This window comes from Allorhizobium sp. nf9_anc (assembly GCF_056323085.1).
The window spans coordinates 2,034,825-2,051,461 of sequence record NZ_CM150481.1 but is presented as its reverse complement, the minus strand read 5'-3'; the positions used below and the strand labels follow the sequence as shown (position 1 = coordinate 2,051,461).

The window sequence follows — 16,637 nt, the reverse complement described above, 5'->3', positions numbered from 1 at the left end:
TAGCCCCAAAAGGAGACAGGCATGAACCAAGAGGTCATGAACCTTTTCAACCCGTCGGTGCCGGCTCAGCACTTCGACTCCATCCGGATCTCGATCGCGAGCCCGGAGAAGATCCTTTCGTGGTCCTACGGCGAGATCAAGAAGCCGGAAACCATCAACTACCGTACGTTCAAGCCCGAGCGTGACGGTCTCTTCTGCGCGCGTATCTTCGGACCGATCAAGGACTACGAGTGCCTGTGCGGCAAGTACAAGCGCATGAAGTACAAGGGCATCATCTGCGAAAAGTGCGGCGTTGAAGTCACGCTGTCGCGCGTTCGCCGCGAGCGCATGGGCCATATCGAGCTCGCTGCTCCCGTTGCCCATATCTGGTTCCTGAAGTCGCTGCCGTCGCGCATCTCCACGCTGCTGGACATGACGCTGAAGGATGTCGAGCGCGTTCTGTACTTCGAGAACTACATCGTCACTGAGCCGGGCCTGACCTCGCTCAAGGAAAACCAGCTTCTTTCCGAAGAAGAATACATGATCGCCGTCGACGAGTTCGGCGAGGACCAGTTCACCGCCATGATCGGCGCTGAAGCCATCTATGAGATGCTGGCCTCGATGAACCTCGAGAAGATCGCTGGCGACCTGCGTTCTGAGCTTGCCGAGACCACCTCGGATCTCAAGCAGAAGAAACTGATGAAGCGCCTGAAGATCGTCGAGAACTTCATGGAATCCGGCAACCGCCCGGAATGGATGATCATGAAGGTCGTGCCGGTCATCCCGCCGGACCTGCGTCCGCTGGTTCCGCTGGACGGCGGCCGTTTCGCGACGTCTGACCTGAACGATCTCTATCGTCGCGTCATCAACCGCAACAACCGTCTGAAGCGCCTGATCGAACTGCGCGCTCCTGGCATCATCATCCGCAACGAAAAGCGCATGCTGCAGGAATCTGTAGACGCGCTCTTCGACAACGGCCGCCGTGGCCGCGTCATCACCGGTGCCAACAAGCGTCCGCTGAAGTCGCTGTCCGACATGCTCAAGGGCAAGCAGGGCCGCTTCCGCCAGAACCTTCTCGGCAAGCGCGTCGACTATTCCGGCCGTTCGGTCATCGTGACCGGTCCGGAACTGAAGCTGCACCAGTGCGGCCTGCCGAAGAAGATGGCGCTCGAACTGTTCAAGCCGTTCATCTACGCTCGCCTCGACGCCAAGGGTTACTCCTCGACCGTCAAGCAGGCCAAGAAGCTGGTTGAAAAGGAAAAGCCGGAAGTCTGGGATATCCTCGACGAGGTCATCCGCGAGCATCCGGTTCTCCTGAACCGCGCACCGACGCTGCACCGCCTGGGCATCCAGGCCTTCGAACCGATCCTGGTCGAAGGCAAGGCCATCCAGCTGCATCCGCTCGTCTGCACGGCCTTCAACGCCGACTTCGACGGCGACCAGATGGCCGTTCACGTGCCGCTGTCGCTCGAAGCTCAGCTTGAAGCCCGCGTCCTGATGATGTCGACGAACAACATCCTGCACCCGGCCAACGGTGCACCGATCATCGTTCCGTCGCAGGACATGGTTCTCGGCCTCTACTATCTGTCGATCCAGAACCAGAACGAGCCGGGCGAAGGCATGGCCTTCTCCGACATGGGCGAACTGCACCATGCTCTGGAGAACAAGGTCGTCACCCTGCATGCCAAGATCCGTGGCCGCTTCAAGACCGTCGATGCCGAAGGCAAGCCGGTTTCGAAGATCTATGAGACCACGCCTGGCCGCATGATCATCGGCGAACTTCTGCCGAAGAACGTCAACGTGCCGTTCGAAACCTGCAATCAGGAAATGACCAAGAAGAACATCTCCAAGATGATCGACACGGTCTACCGTCATTGCGGCCAGAAGGACACGGTCATCTTCTGCGACCGGATCATGCAGCTCGGCTTCACCCACGCCTGCAAGGCTGGCATTTCGTTCGGCAAGGACGACATGATCATCCCGGAAACCAAGGCGAAGATCGTTGGCGACACCGAAACGCTGGTCAAGGAATACGAGCAGCAGTACAATGACGGTCTGATCACTCAGGGCGAAAAGTACAACAAGGTCGTCGACGCCTGGGGCAAGGCAACCGAAAAGGTCGCCGAGGACATGATGGCCCGCATTAAGGCCGTCGAGTTCGATCCGGAAACGGGTCGCCAGAAGCAGATGAACGCCATCTACATGATGTCCCACTCGGGCGCCCGTGGTTCACCGAACCAGATGCGCCAGCTGGGCGGCATGCGCGGCCTCATGGCCAAGCCGTCGGGTGAAATCATCGAGACGCCGATCATCTCGAACTTCAAGGAAGGTCTGACCGTTAACGAGTACTTCAACTCGACCCACGGTGCCCGTAAGGGTCTCGCAGACACCGCTCTGAAGACCGCGAACTCTGGTTACCTGACCCGTCGTCTCGTCGACGTGGCCCAGGATTGCATCGTCAACCTCGTGGATTGCGGCACCGACAAGGGCCTCACCATGACGGCGATCGTCGATGCCGGTCAGGTCGTTGCCTCCATCGGCGCCCGCGTCCTCGGTCGTACGGCTCTCGACGACATCGATCATCCGGTCACGGGTGAGCGCATTGTCGATGCCGGCCAGATGATCCTTGAGCCGCATGTCGTGGATATCGAGAAGGCTGGCATCCAGTCGATCCGCATCCGGTCTGCTCTGACCTGCGAAGTTCAGACCGGTGTGTGCTCGATCTGCTACGGCCGCGACTTGGCTCGTGGTACGCCTGTCAACATGGGTGAGGCCGTCGGCGTTATCGCTGCACAGTCCATCGGTGAGCCGGGTACCCAGCTGACCATGCGTACCTTCCACTTGGGCGGCACCGCGACCGTGGTCGACCAGTCGTTCCTGGAAGCCTCGTACGAAGGTACGGTTCAGATCAAGAACCGCAACATGCTGCGCAATTCCGATGGCACCCTGATCGCCATGGGCCGCAGCATGGCCGTGATGCTCCTCGACGAACGTGGTGTCGAGCGGTCCTCGCAGCGTGTAGCCTACGGTTCGAAGGTCTTCGTCGACGATGGCGACAAGGTGAAGCGCGGCCAGCGTCTGGCCGAGTGGGATCCGTACACACGCCCGATGATGACGGAAGTCGAGGGTATCGTGCATTTCGAGGACGTCGTCGACGGTCTCTCCGTGCTCGAAGCAACCGACGAATCCACCGGTATCACCAAGCGTCAGGTTATCGATTGGCGCTCGACGCCACGCGGTGCCGACCTGAAGCCGGCGATCGTCATCAAGGATGCGAGCGGAAACGTTCTGAAGGTTGCACGTGGTGGCGAAGCCCGCTTCCACCTGTCCGTCGAAGCGATCCTGTCGGTCGAGCCTGGTCAGAAGGTTTCCCAGGGTGACGTGCTTGCACGTTCGCCGCTGGAAAGCGCCAAGACCAAGGACATCACCGGTGGTCTGCCGCGCGTTGCCGAACTGTTCGAAGCCCGTCGTCCGAAGGACCACGCCATCATCGCTGAGATCGATGGTACGATCCGCCTCGGCCGCGACTACAAGAACAAGCGTCGCGTCATCATCGAGCCGGCAGAAGACGGTGTCGAGCCTGTCGAATACCTGATCCCGAAGGGCAAGCCCTTCCACCTTCAGGAAGGCGACTACATCGAAAAGGGTGACTACATCCTCGACGGTAACCCGGCTCCGCACGACATCCTGGCGATCAAGGGCGTCGAGGCACTCGCCTCGTACCTGGTCAACGAAATCCAGGAAGTCTACCGACTGCAGGGCGTTGTGATCAACGACAAGCACATCGAGGTGATCGTTCGCCAGATGCTGCAGAAGGTCGAGATCACCGACGCGGGCGACAGCCACTACATCGTGGGTGACAACGTCGACCGCATCGAGCTCGATGACAACAACGACCGCCTGGCTGAAGAAGGCAAGAAGCCCGCATACGGCGATCCGGTCCTTCTCGGCATCACCAAGGCCTCGCTGCAGACGCCGTCGTTCATCTCGGCCGCATCCTTCCAGGAAACCACCAAGGTTCTCACGGAAGCTGCGATCGCCGGCAAGACCGACACGCTGCAGGGTCTCAAGGAAAACGTCATCGTCGGCCGCCTCATCCCGGCTGGTACCGGCGGCACCATGACACAGATCCGCCGCATCGCCTCTTCGCGCGACGACCTCATCCTCGAGGAACGCAAGAAGGGCACGGGCGCAGACGTTGCGACCCCGATGCTGCAGAACCTCGCCGGCGAAAGCGCACCGGCCGCCGAGTAATCGGCGACAGGGGTTCAAAGATCAAAGGCCGCCCGGAGCAATCCGGGCGGCCTTTTCCGTTTTGGCTTGGCAACGATGCTGATCGGCGGTGAGGCGCCTCGAGAACGCATCTCAGGCGATGAGAGCAGGCCCTGGAGCGGACAAACAAAAAGGCCGGTCAAGACGACCGGCCTCAGGCTAGACAGGGCTGTGCTGGCAAGCTCAGGTGAAGCGGATGATCGCGACTTCGCCTTCGAGCGCGCCCTGATAGGCAGAAGCATGCGGCTCTTCGTCCGGTGCGCCGGTGATCATGCCGATCTGGTCGAGATCAGCCTCGATGAAGCCTTCCTCGGACAGCGCGTTCAGCGTTAGCCGCACGGCGGAATCGTCATCGGGGGCCGTCAGCATCACGTGCAGGTCGACCGGCTGGCCGCCTTCGGTCTCGTAGGCCTTGGCAATCACGATGAACACCATCGGCTCGTCGCGGTTGTTGTCATTGTCGGGACTGGTGATCATGGCGCCTGGTCTTCCTGTTGTGGCGATCGATTCTCGGGCTTTGGCCGATTCGACCAGCCGGGCAGGGTGATTGACCCTCTGCCTGTACCTATCTAGAAGTTTCCAACCGCAAGCCAAGCCAAATCGTCTCGACCCCGTCATTTTCCCCCGCGGAAAGGCCGAGACTCCCGGCGGAGCAGGGCGCTGTGGCCATTAATTCTCAGATGTGACTTGACGTTGAGGGGGGAAAACAGTAGTACCCCGGCCATCGGAGCCCATGTGAGACCGGGTTTTTCGGGACGACGCGTCCTGAAGTTCGTCTCAAACAGGTCTCCAAACGCACGTTGACGACAGAAATGCTGCTCGCACGACGCACTCCAGCAGTGCGTCCTCTGTTCTTTGTGGTCCATCCGCGAAAACGGATCGGGCCACATTTTGCGCATGAAGAAAACTGTGCGGCCGCCGCCGGAAACGGCAAACCACAAGGGCCTGAAAGGGCTTGAGACTAGATTTTGCAAGGGATGGGTATATGCCTACCGTAAACCAGCTGATCCGCAAGCCGCGTCAGGCACAGGTAAAGCGCAATAAGGTTCCTGCTCTGCAGGAAAACCCGCAGAAGCGCGGCGTTTGCACCCGCGTCTACACAACGACCCCGAAGAAGCCGAACTCGGCTCTCCGTAAGGTTGCCAAGATCCGTCTGACCAATGGCTTCGAAGTCATCGGCTACATTCCGGGTGAAGGCCATAACCTGCAGGAACACTCTGTCGTCATGATCCGTGGCGGCCGCGTAAAGGACTTGCCGGGCGTTCGTTACCACATCATCCGCGGCGTACTCGACACCCAGGGCGTCAAGAACCGCAAGCAGCGCCGTTCGAAGTACGGTGCGAAGCGTCCGAAGTAAGCTTCGGCTCTTCATCTAATCAGATACCGGCGCTGCGCGAGGTCCTCCGCGTTCTAAAGCGTCCTAACCGTTGAGAGACAAATAGTATGTCCCGTCGCCACAGTGCAGAAAAGCGCGAAATCAATCCGGACCCGAAGTTCGGCGATCTCGTCGTCACCAAGTTCATGAACGCCATCATGCTTCACGGCAAGAAGTCCGTGGCTGAAAGCATCGTCTATGGTGCCTTCGACGTCGTTCAGAACAAGTCCAAGCAGGAACCGATTGCGATCTTCCATCAGGCGCTCGACAACGTCGCGCCGCATGTTGAAGTTCGTTCGCGCCGCGTCGGCGGTGCAACCTACCAGGTCCCGGTCGACGTTCGTCCGGAGCGCCGTCAGGCTCTCGCGATCCGCTGGCTCATCACTGCTGCCCGCAAGCGCAACGAGACGACTATGGTTGACCGCCTCTCCGGCGAGCTGCTCGACGCAGCGAACAACCGCGGTAGCGCCGTCAAGAAGCGCGAAGACACCCACAAGATGGCCGATGCAAACCGCGCCTTCTCGCATTACCGCTGGTAATCCACCGATTAAATATTGAAAGGCAGTCCGTTATGGCTCGCGAATATAAAATCGAAGACTACCGCAACTTCGGTATCATGGCGCACATCGACGCCGGCAAGACCACGACCACCGAGCGTATCCTCTACTACACCGGTAAGTCTCACAAGATCGGCGAAGTTCATGACGGCGCAGCCACCATGGACTGGATGGAGCAGGAGCAGGAGCGTGGCATCACGATCACCTCCGCTGCCACGACGACCTTCTGGAAGGGTCGCGACGGCAAGATGCGCCGCTTCAACATCATCGACACCCCCGGCCACGTTGACTTCACGATCGAAGTCGAACGTTCGCTGCGCGTTCTCGACGGTGCAGTTGCTCTCCTCGACGCCAATGCTGGCGTTGAGCCGCAGACCGAAACCGTCTGGCGTCAGGCTGAAAAGTACAACGTCCCGCGGATGATCTTCTGCAACAAGATGGATAAGACCGGTGCTGACTTCTACCGCTCGGTAGAGATGATCAAGACCCGTCTCGGCGCCACCGCTGTTGTCATGCAGCTCCCGATCGGTGCAGAAACCGAATTCAAGGGCGTTGTCGATCTGATCGAGATGAACGCCCTCGTATGGCGTGACGAGTCCCTCGGCGCTGCCTGGGACGTTGTCGAGATCCCGGAAGACTTGAAGGCCAAGGCAGACGAATATCGCGAAAAGCTGATCGAGACCGTTGTCGAGATCGACGAACAGGCGATGGAAGACTACCTGAACGGCATCATGCCGGACAACGACAAGATCCGTGCCCTGGTTCGCCGCGGCACCATCGACGTCAAGTTCCACCCGATGTTCTGCGGCACTGCCTTCAAGAACAAGGGCGTTCAGCCGCTCCTCGACGCCGTTGTCGAATATCTGCCTTCTCCGCTGGACATTCCGGCGATCAAGGGCATCGACTTCAAGACGGAAGCCGAAATCGAGCGTCATGCAGATGATGCCGAGCCGCTTGCTATGCTCGCGTTCAAGATCATGAACGACCCATTCGTTGGTTCGCTCACCTTCGCACGCATCTACTCGGGCAAGCTCGAAAAGGGCGTGTCGGTTCTGAACACGGTCAAGGACAAGCGCGAGCGCGTCGGCCGTATGCTGCAGATGCACTCCAACTCCCGTGAAGACATCGAAGAAGCCTTCGCAGGCGACATCGTTGCTCTCGCAGGCCTCAAGGAAACCACCACAGGTGACACGCTCTGCGATCCCCTGAAGCCGGTTATCCTTGAGCGCATGGAATTCCCGGAGCCGGTCATCCAGATCGCGATCGAGCCGAAGTCCAAGGGCGACCAGGAAAAGATGGGCCTCGCGCTCAATCGCCTCGCTGCTGAAGACCCGTCGTTCCGCGTCAAGACCGACCAGGAATCCGGCCAGACCATCATCGCCGGCATGGGTGAACTTCACCTCGACATCCTCGTTGACCGTATGCGTCGCGAGTTCAAGGTCGAAGCCAGCGTTGGTGCTCCGCAGGTTGCTTACCGCGAAACCATCACGAAGACGCACGAAGAAGACTACACGCACAAGAAGCAGTCCGGTGGTACCGGTCAGTTCGCGCGTGTCAAGCTCGTCTTCGAACCGAACCCGGATGGCGAAGACTTCAAGTTCGAGTCCAAGATCGTCGGCGGTGCTGTTCCGAAGGAATACATCCCGGGCGTCCAGAAGGGCATCGAAAGCGTTCTGTCTTCGGGTCCGCTCGCAGGCTTCCCGATGCTCGGCGTCAAGGCCACCCTCATCGATGGTGCCTTCCACGACGTCGACTCCTCGGTTCTCGCATTCGAAATCGCCTCGCGTGCTTGCTTCCGTGAAGCAGCCAAGAAGGCCGGCGCCCAGTTGCTGGAGCCGATGATGAAGGTGGAAGTCGTGACGCCGGAAGACTACGTCGGTGACGTAATCGGTGACCTGAACTCCCGTCGTGGCCAGATCCAGGGCCAGGAACAGCGCGGCATCGCGATCGTGATCAATGCTCACGTCCCGCTCGCCAACATGTTCAAGTACGTCGACAACCTGCGCTCCATGTCGCAGGGCCGCGCCCAGTACTCGATGACCTTCGATCACTACGCACCGGTCCCGTCGAACGTTGCTGCTGAAATCCAGGCAAAGTATTCCGGTCAGAAGTGACCGGGATACCCCGCCCATCCAATTGAATACTGAATTTCCCCTGATGGGGACCAAGAAATGGAGAGCCGAAAATGGCAAAGAGTAAGTTTGAGCGCAACAAGCCGCACGTCAACATCGGCACGATCGGCCACGTCGACCACGGCAAGACGTCTCTGACGGCAGCAATCACCAAGTACTTCGGTGAGTTCAAGGCCTACGACCAGATCGACGCAGCTCCGGAAGAAAAGGCACGCGGCATCACCATCTCGACGGCACACGTCGAGTATGAGACGGCCAACCGTCACTACGCGCACGTCGACTGCCCCGGCCACGCCGACTACGTCAAGAACATGATCACCGGTGCTGCCCAGATGGACGGCGCGATCCTGGTTTGCTCGGCAGCCGACGGCCCGATGCCGCAGACCCGCGAGCACATCCTGCTCGCCCGTCAGGTTGGCGTTCCCGCGATCGTTGTCTTCCTCAACAAGGTTGACCAGGTCGACGACGCAGAACTTCTGGAACTCGTCGAACTCGAAGTTCGCGAACTCCTGTCGTCCTACGACTTCCCCGGCGACGACATCCCGTTCGTCAAGGGCTCGGCTCTGGCTGCTCTGAACGACAGCAACAAGGAAATCGGCGAAGACGCAGTTCGCGCGCTGATGGCCGCTGTTGACGCCTACATCCCGACGCCTGAGCGTCCGGTTGACCAGCCCTTCCTGATGCCGATCGAAGACGTGTTCTCGATCTCTGGCCGTGGTACGGTTGTGACCGGCCGCGTTGAGCGTGGTATCGTCAAGGTTGGCGAAGAAGTCGAATTCGTCGGCATCCGCGACACCAAGAAGACGACGGTTACCGGCGTTGAAATGTTCCGCAAGCTGCTCGACCAGGGCCAGGCCGGCGACAACATCGGCGCACTGGTTCGTGGTATTCAGCGTGACGACGTCGAGCGTGGTCAGGTTCTGTGCAAGCCGGGTTCGGTCAAGCCGCACAAGAAGTTCATGGCAGAAGCCTACATCCTGACGAAGGAAGAAGGCGGCCGTCATACGCCGTTCTTCACGAACTACCGTCCGCAGTTCTACTTCCGCACGACGGACGTGACCGGTATCGTGTCGCTTCCGGAAGGCACGGAAATGGTTATGCCGGGCGACAACGTCACGGTTGCTGTTGAGCTGATCGTTCCGATCGCGATGGAAGAAAAGCTGCGCTTCGCTATCCGCGAAGGTGGCCGTACCGTCGGCGCCGGCATCGTCGCCTCGATCATCGAGTAAGCCTTTTAAAGAGCGGCCTCGGGCCTCGTGTCCGAGGCCGCTTTTCGTTTCCGTCTGAATGTTGGTGCAAGCCAGTCATGCAGACAATGCGCATGTCGCCAATTCGTCTGGCTAGGCGGATTGACGAGCGGCCGATTGCGGTGTATGTCGCCGGCCACGATCAGAATCGCGCGGTGATTTGCACCGCAGTTCTAAGCGCTGCAGTTTTTAAGGCCTGGTGACGGGTCGAGTTCGGCAGGGCTCCTCATGACGACAAAGAGTGACAGCGGCGCCAAGCGTGTCCGCTGTGATTTTTGAAAATTTGGGGCCGGCCAGTCATGGTAATTCACTGTCTCTGCGTATGCGGGACGCAAGAAAAGAAACAAGGACAAGTCGAATGAACGGCCAGAATATCCGCATCCGCCTCAAGGCGTTTGATCACCGGGTTCTCGATGCCTCTACGCGGGAGATCGTCTCGACCGCCAAGCGCACCGGTGCAAGCGTTCGCGGCCCGGTACCGCTCCCGACACGCATTGAAAAATTTACTGTCAACCGTTCGCCTCACGTCGACAAGAAGAGCCGCGAACAGTTCGAAATGCGTACGCATAAGCGTCTTCTCGACATCGTAGACCCGACCCCGCAGACCGTGGACGCGCTGATGAAGCTCGACCTGGCTGCCGGCGTAGACGTCGAGATCAAGCTCTAAGAAGAGATTCCGGCGAGAGCCGTAATAACAAGGAAGGTACGTGGCAAGACCTGCCAACGACTTCTCGAAACGGGAAACCCGATGGTTCGGAAGGGCCTGAGTGGAATCCTTAAACAAAGAGGAAAGGCCTGGATCACTTTTCCCGGCCGCGACTCTCAAGAGGAATGAACCAATGCGTTCAGGTGTGATTGCACAGAAAGTGGGAATGACCCGCGTCTATAACGACGCCGGCGAACATATCCCGGTAACAGTTCTGCGTCTGGATAACGTACAGGTCGTAGCTCAGCGCACGGCCGACAAGAACGGCTACGTAGCGCTTCAGCTCGGTGCCGGTACGTCGAAGGTCAAGAACACGTCGAAGGGCCTTCGTGGTCACTTCGCCGCTGCGAGCGTTGAGCCCAAGGCCAAGCTCGTCGAATTTCGCGTTTCCGAAGACAACCTCATCGATGTCGGCGCACAGCTGACCGCGAGCCATTTTGAAGCCGGCCAGCTGGTCGACGTCACGGGCACGACGATCGGTAAGGGTTTTGCTGGTGCCATGAAGCGCCACAACTTCGGTGGTCTGCGCGCGACCCACGGTGTTTCCGTTTCGCACCGTTCGCATGGTTCGACCGGTTCGAACCAGGATCCGGGCAAGGTCTGGAAGGGCAAGCGCATGGCTGGTCACATGGGCCAGACCCGCGTCACCACCCAGAACCTCGAAGTCGTTTCGACCGATGAAGATCGTGGTCTCATCCTTGTGAAGGGCGCTGTTCCCGGTTCCAAGGGTTCCTGGATCATCGTCCGCGACGCCGTCAAGTCGGCGAAGTAAGGGAGCCAAGAACATGGAATTCAACGTCAAGACCCTCGAGGGCAAGGACGCCGGCAAGGTTTCTCTGTCGGACGAAATCTTCGGTCTGGATCCCCGCGAAGATCTGATCGCGCGCATGATCCGCTACCAGCTGGCCAAGAAGCGCCAGGGTACGCACAAGACCAAGGGCCGTTCGGAAGTTTCCCGCACCGGTTCGAAGATGTACAAGCAGAAGGGCACCGGTCGTGCTCGTCACCATTCGGCCCGCGCTCCGCAGTTCCGCGGCGGTGGTAAGGCTCATGGCCCGGTTGTTCGCAGCCACGCCCATGACCTGCCGAAGAAGGTTCGTGCGCTCGCTCTGCGCCACGCCCTCTCTGCAAAGATGAAGTCGGAAGACGTGATCATCGTCGACAACCTTGTTGCGGCTGAAGCCAAGACCAAGCTGCTCGTCGGTACCTTCGCCTCGCTCGGCCTCACCAACGCTCTCGTCATCGGCGGTGCCGAAATCGACAGCAACTTCAAGCTCGCCGCTTCGAACATCCCGAACATCGATGTTCTGCCGGTTCAGGGCATCAACGTTTATGACATCCTGCGCCGCGGCAAGCTCGTCCTGTCGAAGGCTGCTGTGGAAGCTCTGGAGGAGCGGTTCAAATGACGGATCTTCGCCACTACGACGTGATCGTATCTCCGTCGATCACGGAAAAGTCGACCATGGTGTCTGAGTTCAACCAGGTCGTCTTCAACGTCGCCAAGGGTGCCAGCAAGCCGGAAATCAAGGCTGCTGTCGAGGCTCTCTTCGGCGTCAAGGTCACCGCCGTCAATACGCTCGTCCGCAAGGGCAAGACTAAGCGTTTCCGCGGCTTCGCCGGCAAGCAGAAGGACGTCAAGAAGGCCGTCGTGACGCTCGCCGAAGGTCAGTCCATCGACGTGTCGACGGGCGTCTGAGGTAGGGAACAAGAACAATGGCATTGAAAAGCTACAATCCGACGACCCCGAGCCAGCGTCAGCTGGTCATCGTCGACCGCTCTGGCCTCTGGAAGGGCAAGCCGGTCAAGGCGCTGACGGAAGGTCTCTCCAAGAGCGGTGGCCGTAACAACTACGGTCGCATCACCGCTCGCTTCATCGGTGGTGGTCACAAGCGCACCTATCGTCTGGTTGACTTCAAGCGTCGCAAGTTCGACGTCGAAGGCACCGTCGAGCGCCTGGAATACGACCCGAACCGTTCGGCCTTCATCGCTCTCGTGACCTACACGGACGGCGAACAGGCTTACATCCTGGCACCGCAGCGTATCGCTGCCGGCGACAAGGTCATCGCGTCTGAAAAGGCCGTTGACGTGAAGCCTGGCAACACCATGCCGCTGCAGTACATCCCAGTTGGTTCGATCGTTCACAACGTCGAAATGAAGCCCGGCAAGGGCGGTCAGATCGCACGTTCGGCTGGCACCTACGTCCAGCTCGTCGGCCGCGATGCCGGCATGGCGATCCTGCGCCTGAACTCGGGTGAGCAGCGTCTGGTTCCGGGCTCCTGCCTGGCCACCATCGGCGCCGTTTCCAACCCGGACCACGGCAACACCAACGACGGCAAGGCCGGTCGCACCCGCTGGCGCGGCAAGACCCCGCATAACCGCGGTGTCGTCATGAACCCGGTCGACCACCCGCACGGTGGTGGTGAAGGCCGCACCTCCGGTGGTCGCCACCCGGTTTCCCCGTGGGGTAAGCCCACCAAGGGCAAGCGGACTCGCTCGAACAAGTCGACCGACAAGTTCATCATGCGCTCGCGCCACCTGAAGAAGAAGTAAGAGAGGTAGTCAGAAATGGCTCGTTCAGTATGGAAAGGCCCGTTCGTCGACGGCTATCTTCTCAAGAAGGCTGAGAAGGTTCGCGAGACAGGTCGTAATGAAGTGATCAAGATGTGGAGCCGTCGCTCCACCATCCTGCCGCAGTTCGTAGGTCTCACCTTCGGCGTCTACAACGGCAGCAAGCATGTGCCCGTCTCTGTCAACGAAGACATGGTCGGCCACAAGTTCGGTGAATTCGCTCCCACCCGGACCTATTACGGTCACGGTGCGGACAAGAAGGCGAAGAGGAAGTAACGATGGGCAAGGCAAAAGCCGAACGCCGGCTGAAAGACAACGAAGCGCAGGCAGTCGCCCGCACGATCCGCGTCAGCCCCCAGAAGCTCAACCTGGTTGCCGCGCTCATCCGCGGCAAGAAGGTCGAGCGCGCTCTCGCTGACCTGGAATTCTCCCGTAAGCGCATCGCAGGCACGGTCCGCAAGACCCTTGAGTCCGCGATCGCCAACGCTGAGAACAACCATGATCTCGACGTCGATCAGCTGATCGTCGCCGAGGCCTATGTTGGCAAGTCGATCACCATGAAGCGTTTTCACGCTCGTGGCCGCGGCCGCGCTTCGCGCATCGAAAAGCCGTTCTCGCACCTCACCATCGTGGTGCGTGAAGTCGAAGCCAAAGGGGAGGCCGCATAATGGGTCAGAAAATCAATCCGATTGGCTTCCGTCTCGGGATCAATCGCACCTGGGATAGCCGCTGGTTTGCAGACAACGCCGAATACGGCAAGCTTCTGCATGAAGATCTGAAGATCCGCGCCTACCTCATGGAAGAGCTCAAGCAGGCCGGCATCGCCAAGGTCGTCATCGAGCGTCCGCACAAGAAGTGCCGCGTCACGATCCACTCGGCTCGTCCGGGTCTGATCATCGGCAAGAAGGGTGCAGACATCGAGAAGCTTCGTAAGAAGATCTCGACGATGACGAACTCGGAAACGCACCTCAACATCGTTGAAGTGCGCAAGCCGGAAGTCGACGCAACGCTGGTTGCTCAGTCGATCACCCAGCAGCTCGAGCGTCGTATCGCATTCCGTCGCGCCATGAAGCGCGCCGTTCAGTCGGCCATGCGTCTGGGTGCCGAAGGCATCAAGATCACCTGCGCCGGCCGTCTCGGTGGTGCCGAAATCGCTCGTACCGAATGGTACCGCGAAGGTCGCGTTCCGCTCCACACCCTGCGTGCAGACATCGATTACGGTACGGCTGAAGCCGAAACCGCATACGGCATCTGCGGCGTAAAGGTCTGGATCTTCAAGGGCGAAATCCTCGAGCACGATCCGATGGCATCGGAACGTCGTGCGATGGAGGGCGATGCCCAGGGTCCCGCAAGCCGTGAACGCGGTGATCGTGGCGACCGTCGCCGCGAGAACGCTTGATTGAACGCTGGCGAAAGATAAGCTCGGAGAAGTAAGAAAATGTTGCAGCCAAAGCGTACAAAGTACCGCAAGCAGTTCAAGGGCCGCATCAAGGGCGTCGCCAAGGGCGGTTTTGATCTGGCATTCGGTGAATTCGGCCTCAAGGCTCTGGAACCGAACCGCGTGAACGCTCGCGAAATTGAAGCAGCCCGTCGTGCGATCACCCGCTATATGAAGCGTGCTGGTCGCGTGTGGATCCGCGTATTCCCTGACGTTCCGGTCACGGCAAAGCCGACCGAAGTTCGTATGGGTAAGGGTAAGGGTTCGGTCGAATACTGGGCATGCAAGGTCAAGCCTGGTCGTATCATGTTCGAGATCGACGGCGTATCGGAAGAGATCGCGCGCGAGGCTCTCCGCCTCGGTTCCGCCAAGCTCTCTGTCACGACGCGCTTCGTACAGCGCATTGCAGAGTGAGGATCAAGTCGATGAAAGCCGTAGATGTACGCGCCATGAGCGCTGACCAGCTGAACGACGAGCTTGCAAAGCTGAAGAAGGAGCAGTTCAACCTGCGCTTCCAGAAGGCCACTGGCCAGCTCGAGAAGTCTTCCCGTATTCAGGAAGTCCGTCGTGATATCGCACGCGTGAAAACCATTGCCCGCCAGAAGGCGGCAGAAGCCAAGGCCTAAGGACCGAGAAATATGCCGAAACGCATTCTGCAGGGCGTAGTTGTCAGCGATAAGAACGACAAGACCATTGTCGTTCGCGTTGAGCGTCGATTCGCCCACCCGCTGCTTCAGAAGACCGTTCGCCGGTCCAAGAAGTACAAGGCACATGACGAGAACAACCAGTACAAGACCGGTGACGTCGTTTCCATCCAGGAATGTGCACCGATCTCCAAGGACAAGTGCTGGACGGTGATTGCCGCCCAGGCTTAATTTACGGACTTCCTGCGCAAGGGCTTGCACCTTGCGCAGAAATCTGTATGAAGCAGACCACTGGCAGAGAACGCTCGGAATCGGGCGTTCTTTTGCTTTGAGCGCACGGAAGGTCCCTATGGGAAACCACCCTGTATTTATCTTCCCGCGCACATCAGAAATTTATCATAAGCCCGAATAGGGGGCCTCGGCCCAACCGTTCGGGTTACAACAAGAAGGCGACCTGACATGATTCAGATGCAGACTAACCTCGACGTCGCGGATAATTCCGGCGCACGTCGTGTCATGTGCATCAAGGTGCTGGGCGGTTCTAAGCGCAAGTACGCTTCCATCGGCGACATCATCGTCGTTTCGATCAAGGAAGCTATCCCGCGCGGCCGCGTGAAGAAGGGTGACGTGATGAAGGCGGTTGTTGTTCGCACCGCTAAGGACATCCGTCGCGCTGACGGCAGCGTCATTCGATTCGATAACAACGCAGCTGTTCTTATCGACAACAAGAAAGAGCCGATCGGCACCCGTATCTTCGGACCGGTTCCGCGCGAACTTCGCGCCAAGAACCACATGAAGATCATCTCGCTGGCTCCAGAAGTACTGTAAGGGAGCGGGAAGCGATGAATAAGATCCGCAAGGGCGACAAGGTCGTCGTACTCGCTGGCAAGGACAAGGGCCGTTCGGGCGAAGTCCTCCAGGTCATGCCGAAGGAAGACCGTGCGGTCGTCCGTGGCATCAATGTTGTCAAGCGCCACCAGCGCCAGACGCAGACCACGGAAGCCGGCATCATCAGCAAGGAAGCCTCGATCCATCTGTCGAACATCGCGATCGCCGACAAGGACGGCAAGCCGACCCGCGTCGGTTTCAAGGTCGTTGACGGCAAGAAGGTTCGTGTGGCCAAGCGTTCGGGAGAAGTGATCGATGGCTGAGGCAAAGTATGAGCCGCGGCTCAAGGTTGAATACGTAAATCGCATTCGCAAGGCGATGCAGGAGCAGTTCTCCTTCGCCAACGAAATGCAGATCCCGAAGCTCGACAAGATCGTGATCAACATGGGCGTGGGCGAGGCAACTGCCGACTCCAAGAAGCCCACTGTTGCAGCGGCTGACCTTGCAGCGATCGCCGGCCAGAAGCCGGTTATCACCAAGGCCCGCAATTCGATCGCTGGCTTCAAGGTCCGCGAAAACATGCCGATCGGCGCAAAGGTTACCCTGCGCGGCGCCCGCATGTATGAGTTCCTGGACCGCCTGGTCAACATCGCGCTTCCGCGCGTTCGCGACTTCCGCGGCCTGAACCCGAAGTCCTTTGACGGCCGTGGCAACTTCGCCATGGGCATCAAGGAGCACATTGTGTTCCCGGAGATCAACTACGATAAGGTTGATCAGATGTGGGGCATGGACATCATCGTTTGCACGACGGCGACCAACGACGACGAAGCTCGGGCTCTTCTGAAAGAGTTCAACTTCCCGTTCCGTCAGTAACCGTAACGACGAGCGTAG

General features: G+C 59.2%; 20 protein-coding genes. 19 read left to right on the top strand and 1 reads right to left on the bottom strand.

Translation table 11 applies throughout. From position 1 onward, the window contains the following. Positions 1 to 21 precede the first annotated feature (21 nt). Positions 22 to 4,233 (top strand): DNA-directed RNA polymerase subunit beta', encoded by a 4,212-nt coding sequence (rpoC, locus tag AC02Y0_RS09865; RefSeq protein ID WP_476383681.1) that lies wholly within the window; start codon positions 22 to 24, stop codon positions 4,231 to 4,233. A 201-nt stretch (positions 4,234 to 4,434) separates the two neighbouring features. On the opposite strand, the gene AC02Y0_RS09860 is transcribed toward rpoC, so the two are convergent. Then, entirely contained in the window at positions 4,435 to 4,728 is a 294-nt protein-coding gene (locus AC02Y0_RS09860; RefSeq protein WP_102019762.1) for a transcriptional regulator, read from the bottom strand. Between the two features lie 508 nt (positions 4,729 to 5,236). Here AC02Y0_RS09860 and rpsL point away from each other — a divergent pair. The 18 genes from rpsL (at position 5,237) to rplE (ending at position 16,619) form a co-directional block, all read left to right on the top strand. Further along, the gene (gene rpsL, locus AC02Y0_RS09855) at positions 5,237 to 5,608 is read left to right on the top strand and encodes a 30S ribosomal protein S12 (RefSeq protein WP_003507760.1); all 372 of its coding nucleotides are present in this window, start codon (positions 5,237 to 5,239) and stop codon (positions 5,606 to 5,608) included. Positions 5,609 to 5,694: 86 nt separating this feature from the next. Continuing rightward, a complete protein-coding gene (gene rpsG, locus AC02Y0_RS09850; protein WP_006728778.1) occupies positions 5,695 to 6,165 on the top strand; it encodes a 30S ribosomal protein S7 in 471 nt (156 codons plus the stop codon). 32 nt (positions 6,166 to 6,197) lie between these two features. Further along, positions 6,198 to 8,297, top strand: a complete 2,100-nt coding sequence (gene fusA / locus AC02Y0_RS09845) for an elongation factor G (protein ID WP_476383679.1) — start codon at positions 6,198 to 6,200, stop codon at positions 8,295 to 8,297. 71 nt (positions 8,298 to 8,368) lie between these two features. Next, on the top strand, positions 8,369 to 9,544 hold the full coding sequence (tuf, locus tag AC02Y0_RS09840) for an elongation factor Tu (RefSeq protein ID WP_476383678.1): 1,176 nt from the start codon (positions 8,369 to 8,371) through the stop codon (positions 9,542 to 9,544). A 376-nt stretch (positions 9,545 to 9,920) separates the two neighbouring features. Then, entirely contained in the window at positions 9,921 to 10,229 is a 309-nt protein-coding gene (gene rpsJ, locus AC02Y0_RS09835) for a 30S ribosomal protein S10 (protein ID WP_006728688.1), read from the top strand. A 172-nt stretch (positions 10,230 to 10,401) separates the two neighbouring features. Next, positions 10,402 to 11,040 (top strand): 50S ribosomal protein L3, encoded by a 639-nt coding sequence (gene rplC / locus AC02Y0_RS09830; RefSeq protein ID WP_006728687.1) that lies wholly within the window; start codon positions 10,402 to 10,404, stop codon positions 11,038 to 11,040. 13 nt (positions 11,041 to 11,053) lie between these two features. Continuing rightward, on the top strand, positions 11,054 to 11,674 hold the full coding sequence (gene rplD, locus AC02Y0_RS09825) for a 50S ribosomal protein L4 (RefSeq protein WP_102019765.1): 621 nt from the start codon (positions 11,054 to 11,056) through the stop codon (positions 11,672 to 11,674). Further along, positions 11,671 to 11,964, top strand: coding sequence for a 50S ribosomal protein L23 (locus AC02Y0_RS09820; RefSeq protein ID WP_006728685.1), 294 nt, complete (start codon positions 11,671 to 11,673; stop codon positions 11,962 to 11,964). Before rplD ends, AC02Y0_RS09820 begins: the two co-directional genes overlap by 4 nt. Positions 11,965 to 11,981: 17 nt before the next feature. Further along, positions 11,982 to 12,818: a 50S ribosomal protein L2 gene (gene rplB / locus AC02Y0_RS09815; RefSeq protein ID WP_006728684.1), complete on the top strand. Its 837-nt coding sequence runs from the start codon at positions 11,982 to 11,984 to the stop codon at positions 12,816 to 12,818. 15 nt (positions 12,819 to 12,833) lie between these two features. Beyond that, complete coding sequence (gene rpsS / locus AC02Y0_RS09810) at positions 12,834 to 13,112, top strand: 30S ribosomal protein S19 (RefSeq protein ID WP_102019766.1); 279 nt, start codon at positions 12,834 to 12,836, stop codon at positions 13,110 to 13,112. Between the two features lie 2 nt (positions 13,113 to 13,114). Beyond that, positions 13,115 to 13,504 carry a 50S ribosomal protein L22 gene (gene rplV, locus AC02Y0_RS09805; protein WP_113462302.1) on the top strand — a complete coding sequence of 130 codons (390 nt, stop codon included), beginning with the start codon at positions 13,115 to 13,117 and terminating at the stop codon, positions 13,502 to 13,504. Continuing rightward, on the top strand, positions 13,504 to 14,235 hold the full coding sequence (gene rpsC / locus AC02Y0_RS09800) for a 30S ribosomal protein S3 (RefSeq protein WP_102019768.1): 732 nt from the start codon (positions 13,504 to 13,506) through the stop codon (positions 14,233 to 14,235). Before rplV ends, rpsC begins: the two co-directional genes overlap by 1 nt. A gap of 39 nt (positions 14,236 to 14,274) precedes the next feature. Next, the gene (rplP, locus tag AC02Y0_RS09795; RefSeq protein ID WP_006728680.1) at positions 14,275 to 14,688 is read left to right on the top strand and encodes a 50S ribosomal protein L16; all 414 of its coding nucleotides are present in this window, start codon (positions 14,275 to 14,277) and stop codon (positions 14,686 to 14,688) included. Positions 14,689 to 14,699: 11 nt separating this feature from the next. Then, entirely contained in the window at positions 14,700 to 14,900 is a 201-nt protein-coding gene (gene rpmC / locus AC02Y0_RS09790; protein ID WP_006728679.1) for a 50S ribosomal protein L29, read from the top strand. A 12-nt stretch (positions 14,901 to 14,912) separates the two neighbouring features. Next, positions 14,913 to 15,149, top strand: coding sequence for a 30S ribosomal protein S17 (gene rpsQ, locus AC02Y0_RS09785; RefSeq protein ID WP_102019769.1), 237 nt, complete (start codon positions 14,913 to 14,915; stop codon positions 15,147 to 15,149). A 228-nt stretch (positions 15,150 to 15,377) separates the two neighbouring features. Beyond that, positions 15,378 to 15,746: a 50S ribosomal protein L14 gene (gene rplN / locus AC02Y0_RS09780; RefSeq protein ID WP_006728677.1), complete on the top strand. Its 369-nt coding sequence runs from the start codon at positions 15,378 to 15,380 to the stop codon at positions 15,744 to 15,746. Positions 15,747 to 15,760: 14 nt separating this feature from the next. Further along, entirely contained in the window at positions 15,761 to 16,069 is a 309-nt protein-coding gene (gene rplX, locus AC02Y0_RS09775) for a 50S ribosomal protein L24 (protein WP_102019770.1), read from the top strand. Beyond that, entirely contained in the window at positions 16,062 to 16,619 is a 558-nt protein-coding gene (rplE, locus tag AC02Y0_RS09770; RefSeq protein ID WP_444557380.1) for a 50S ribosomal protein L5, read from the top strand. The genes rplX and rplE overlap by 8 nt, the downstream gene beginning before the upstream one ends. Positions 16,620 to 16,637: the final 18 nt, after the last annotated feature.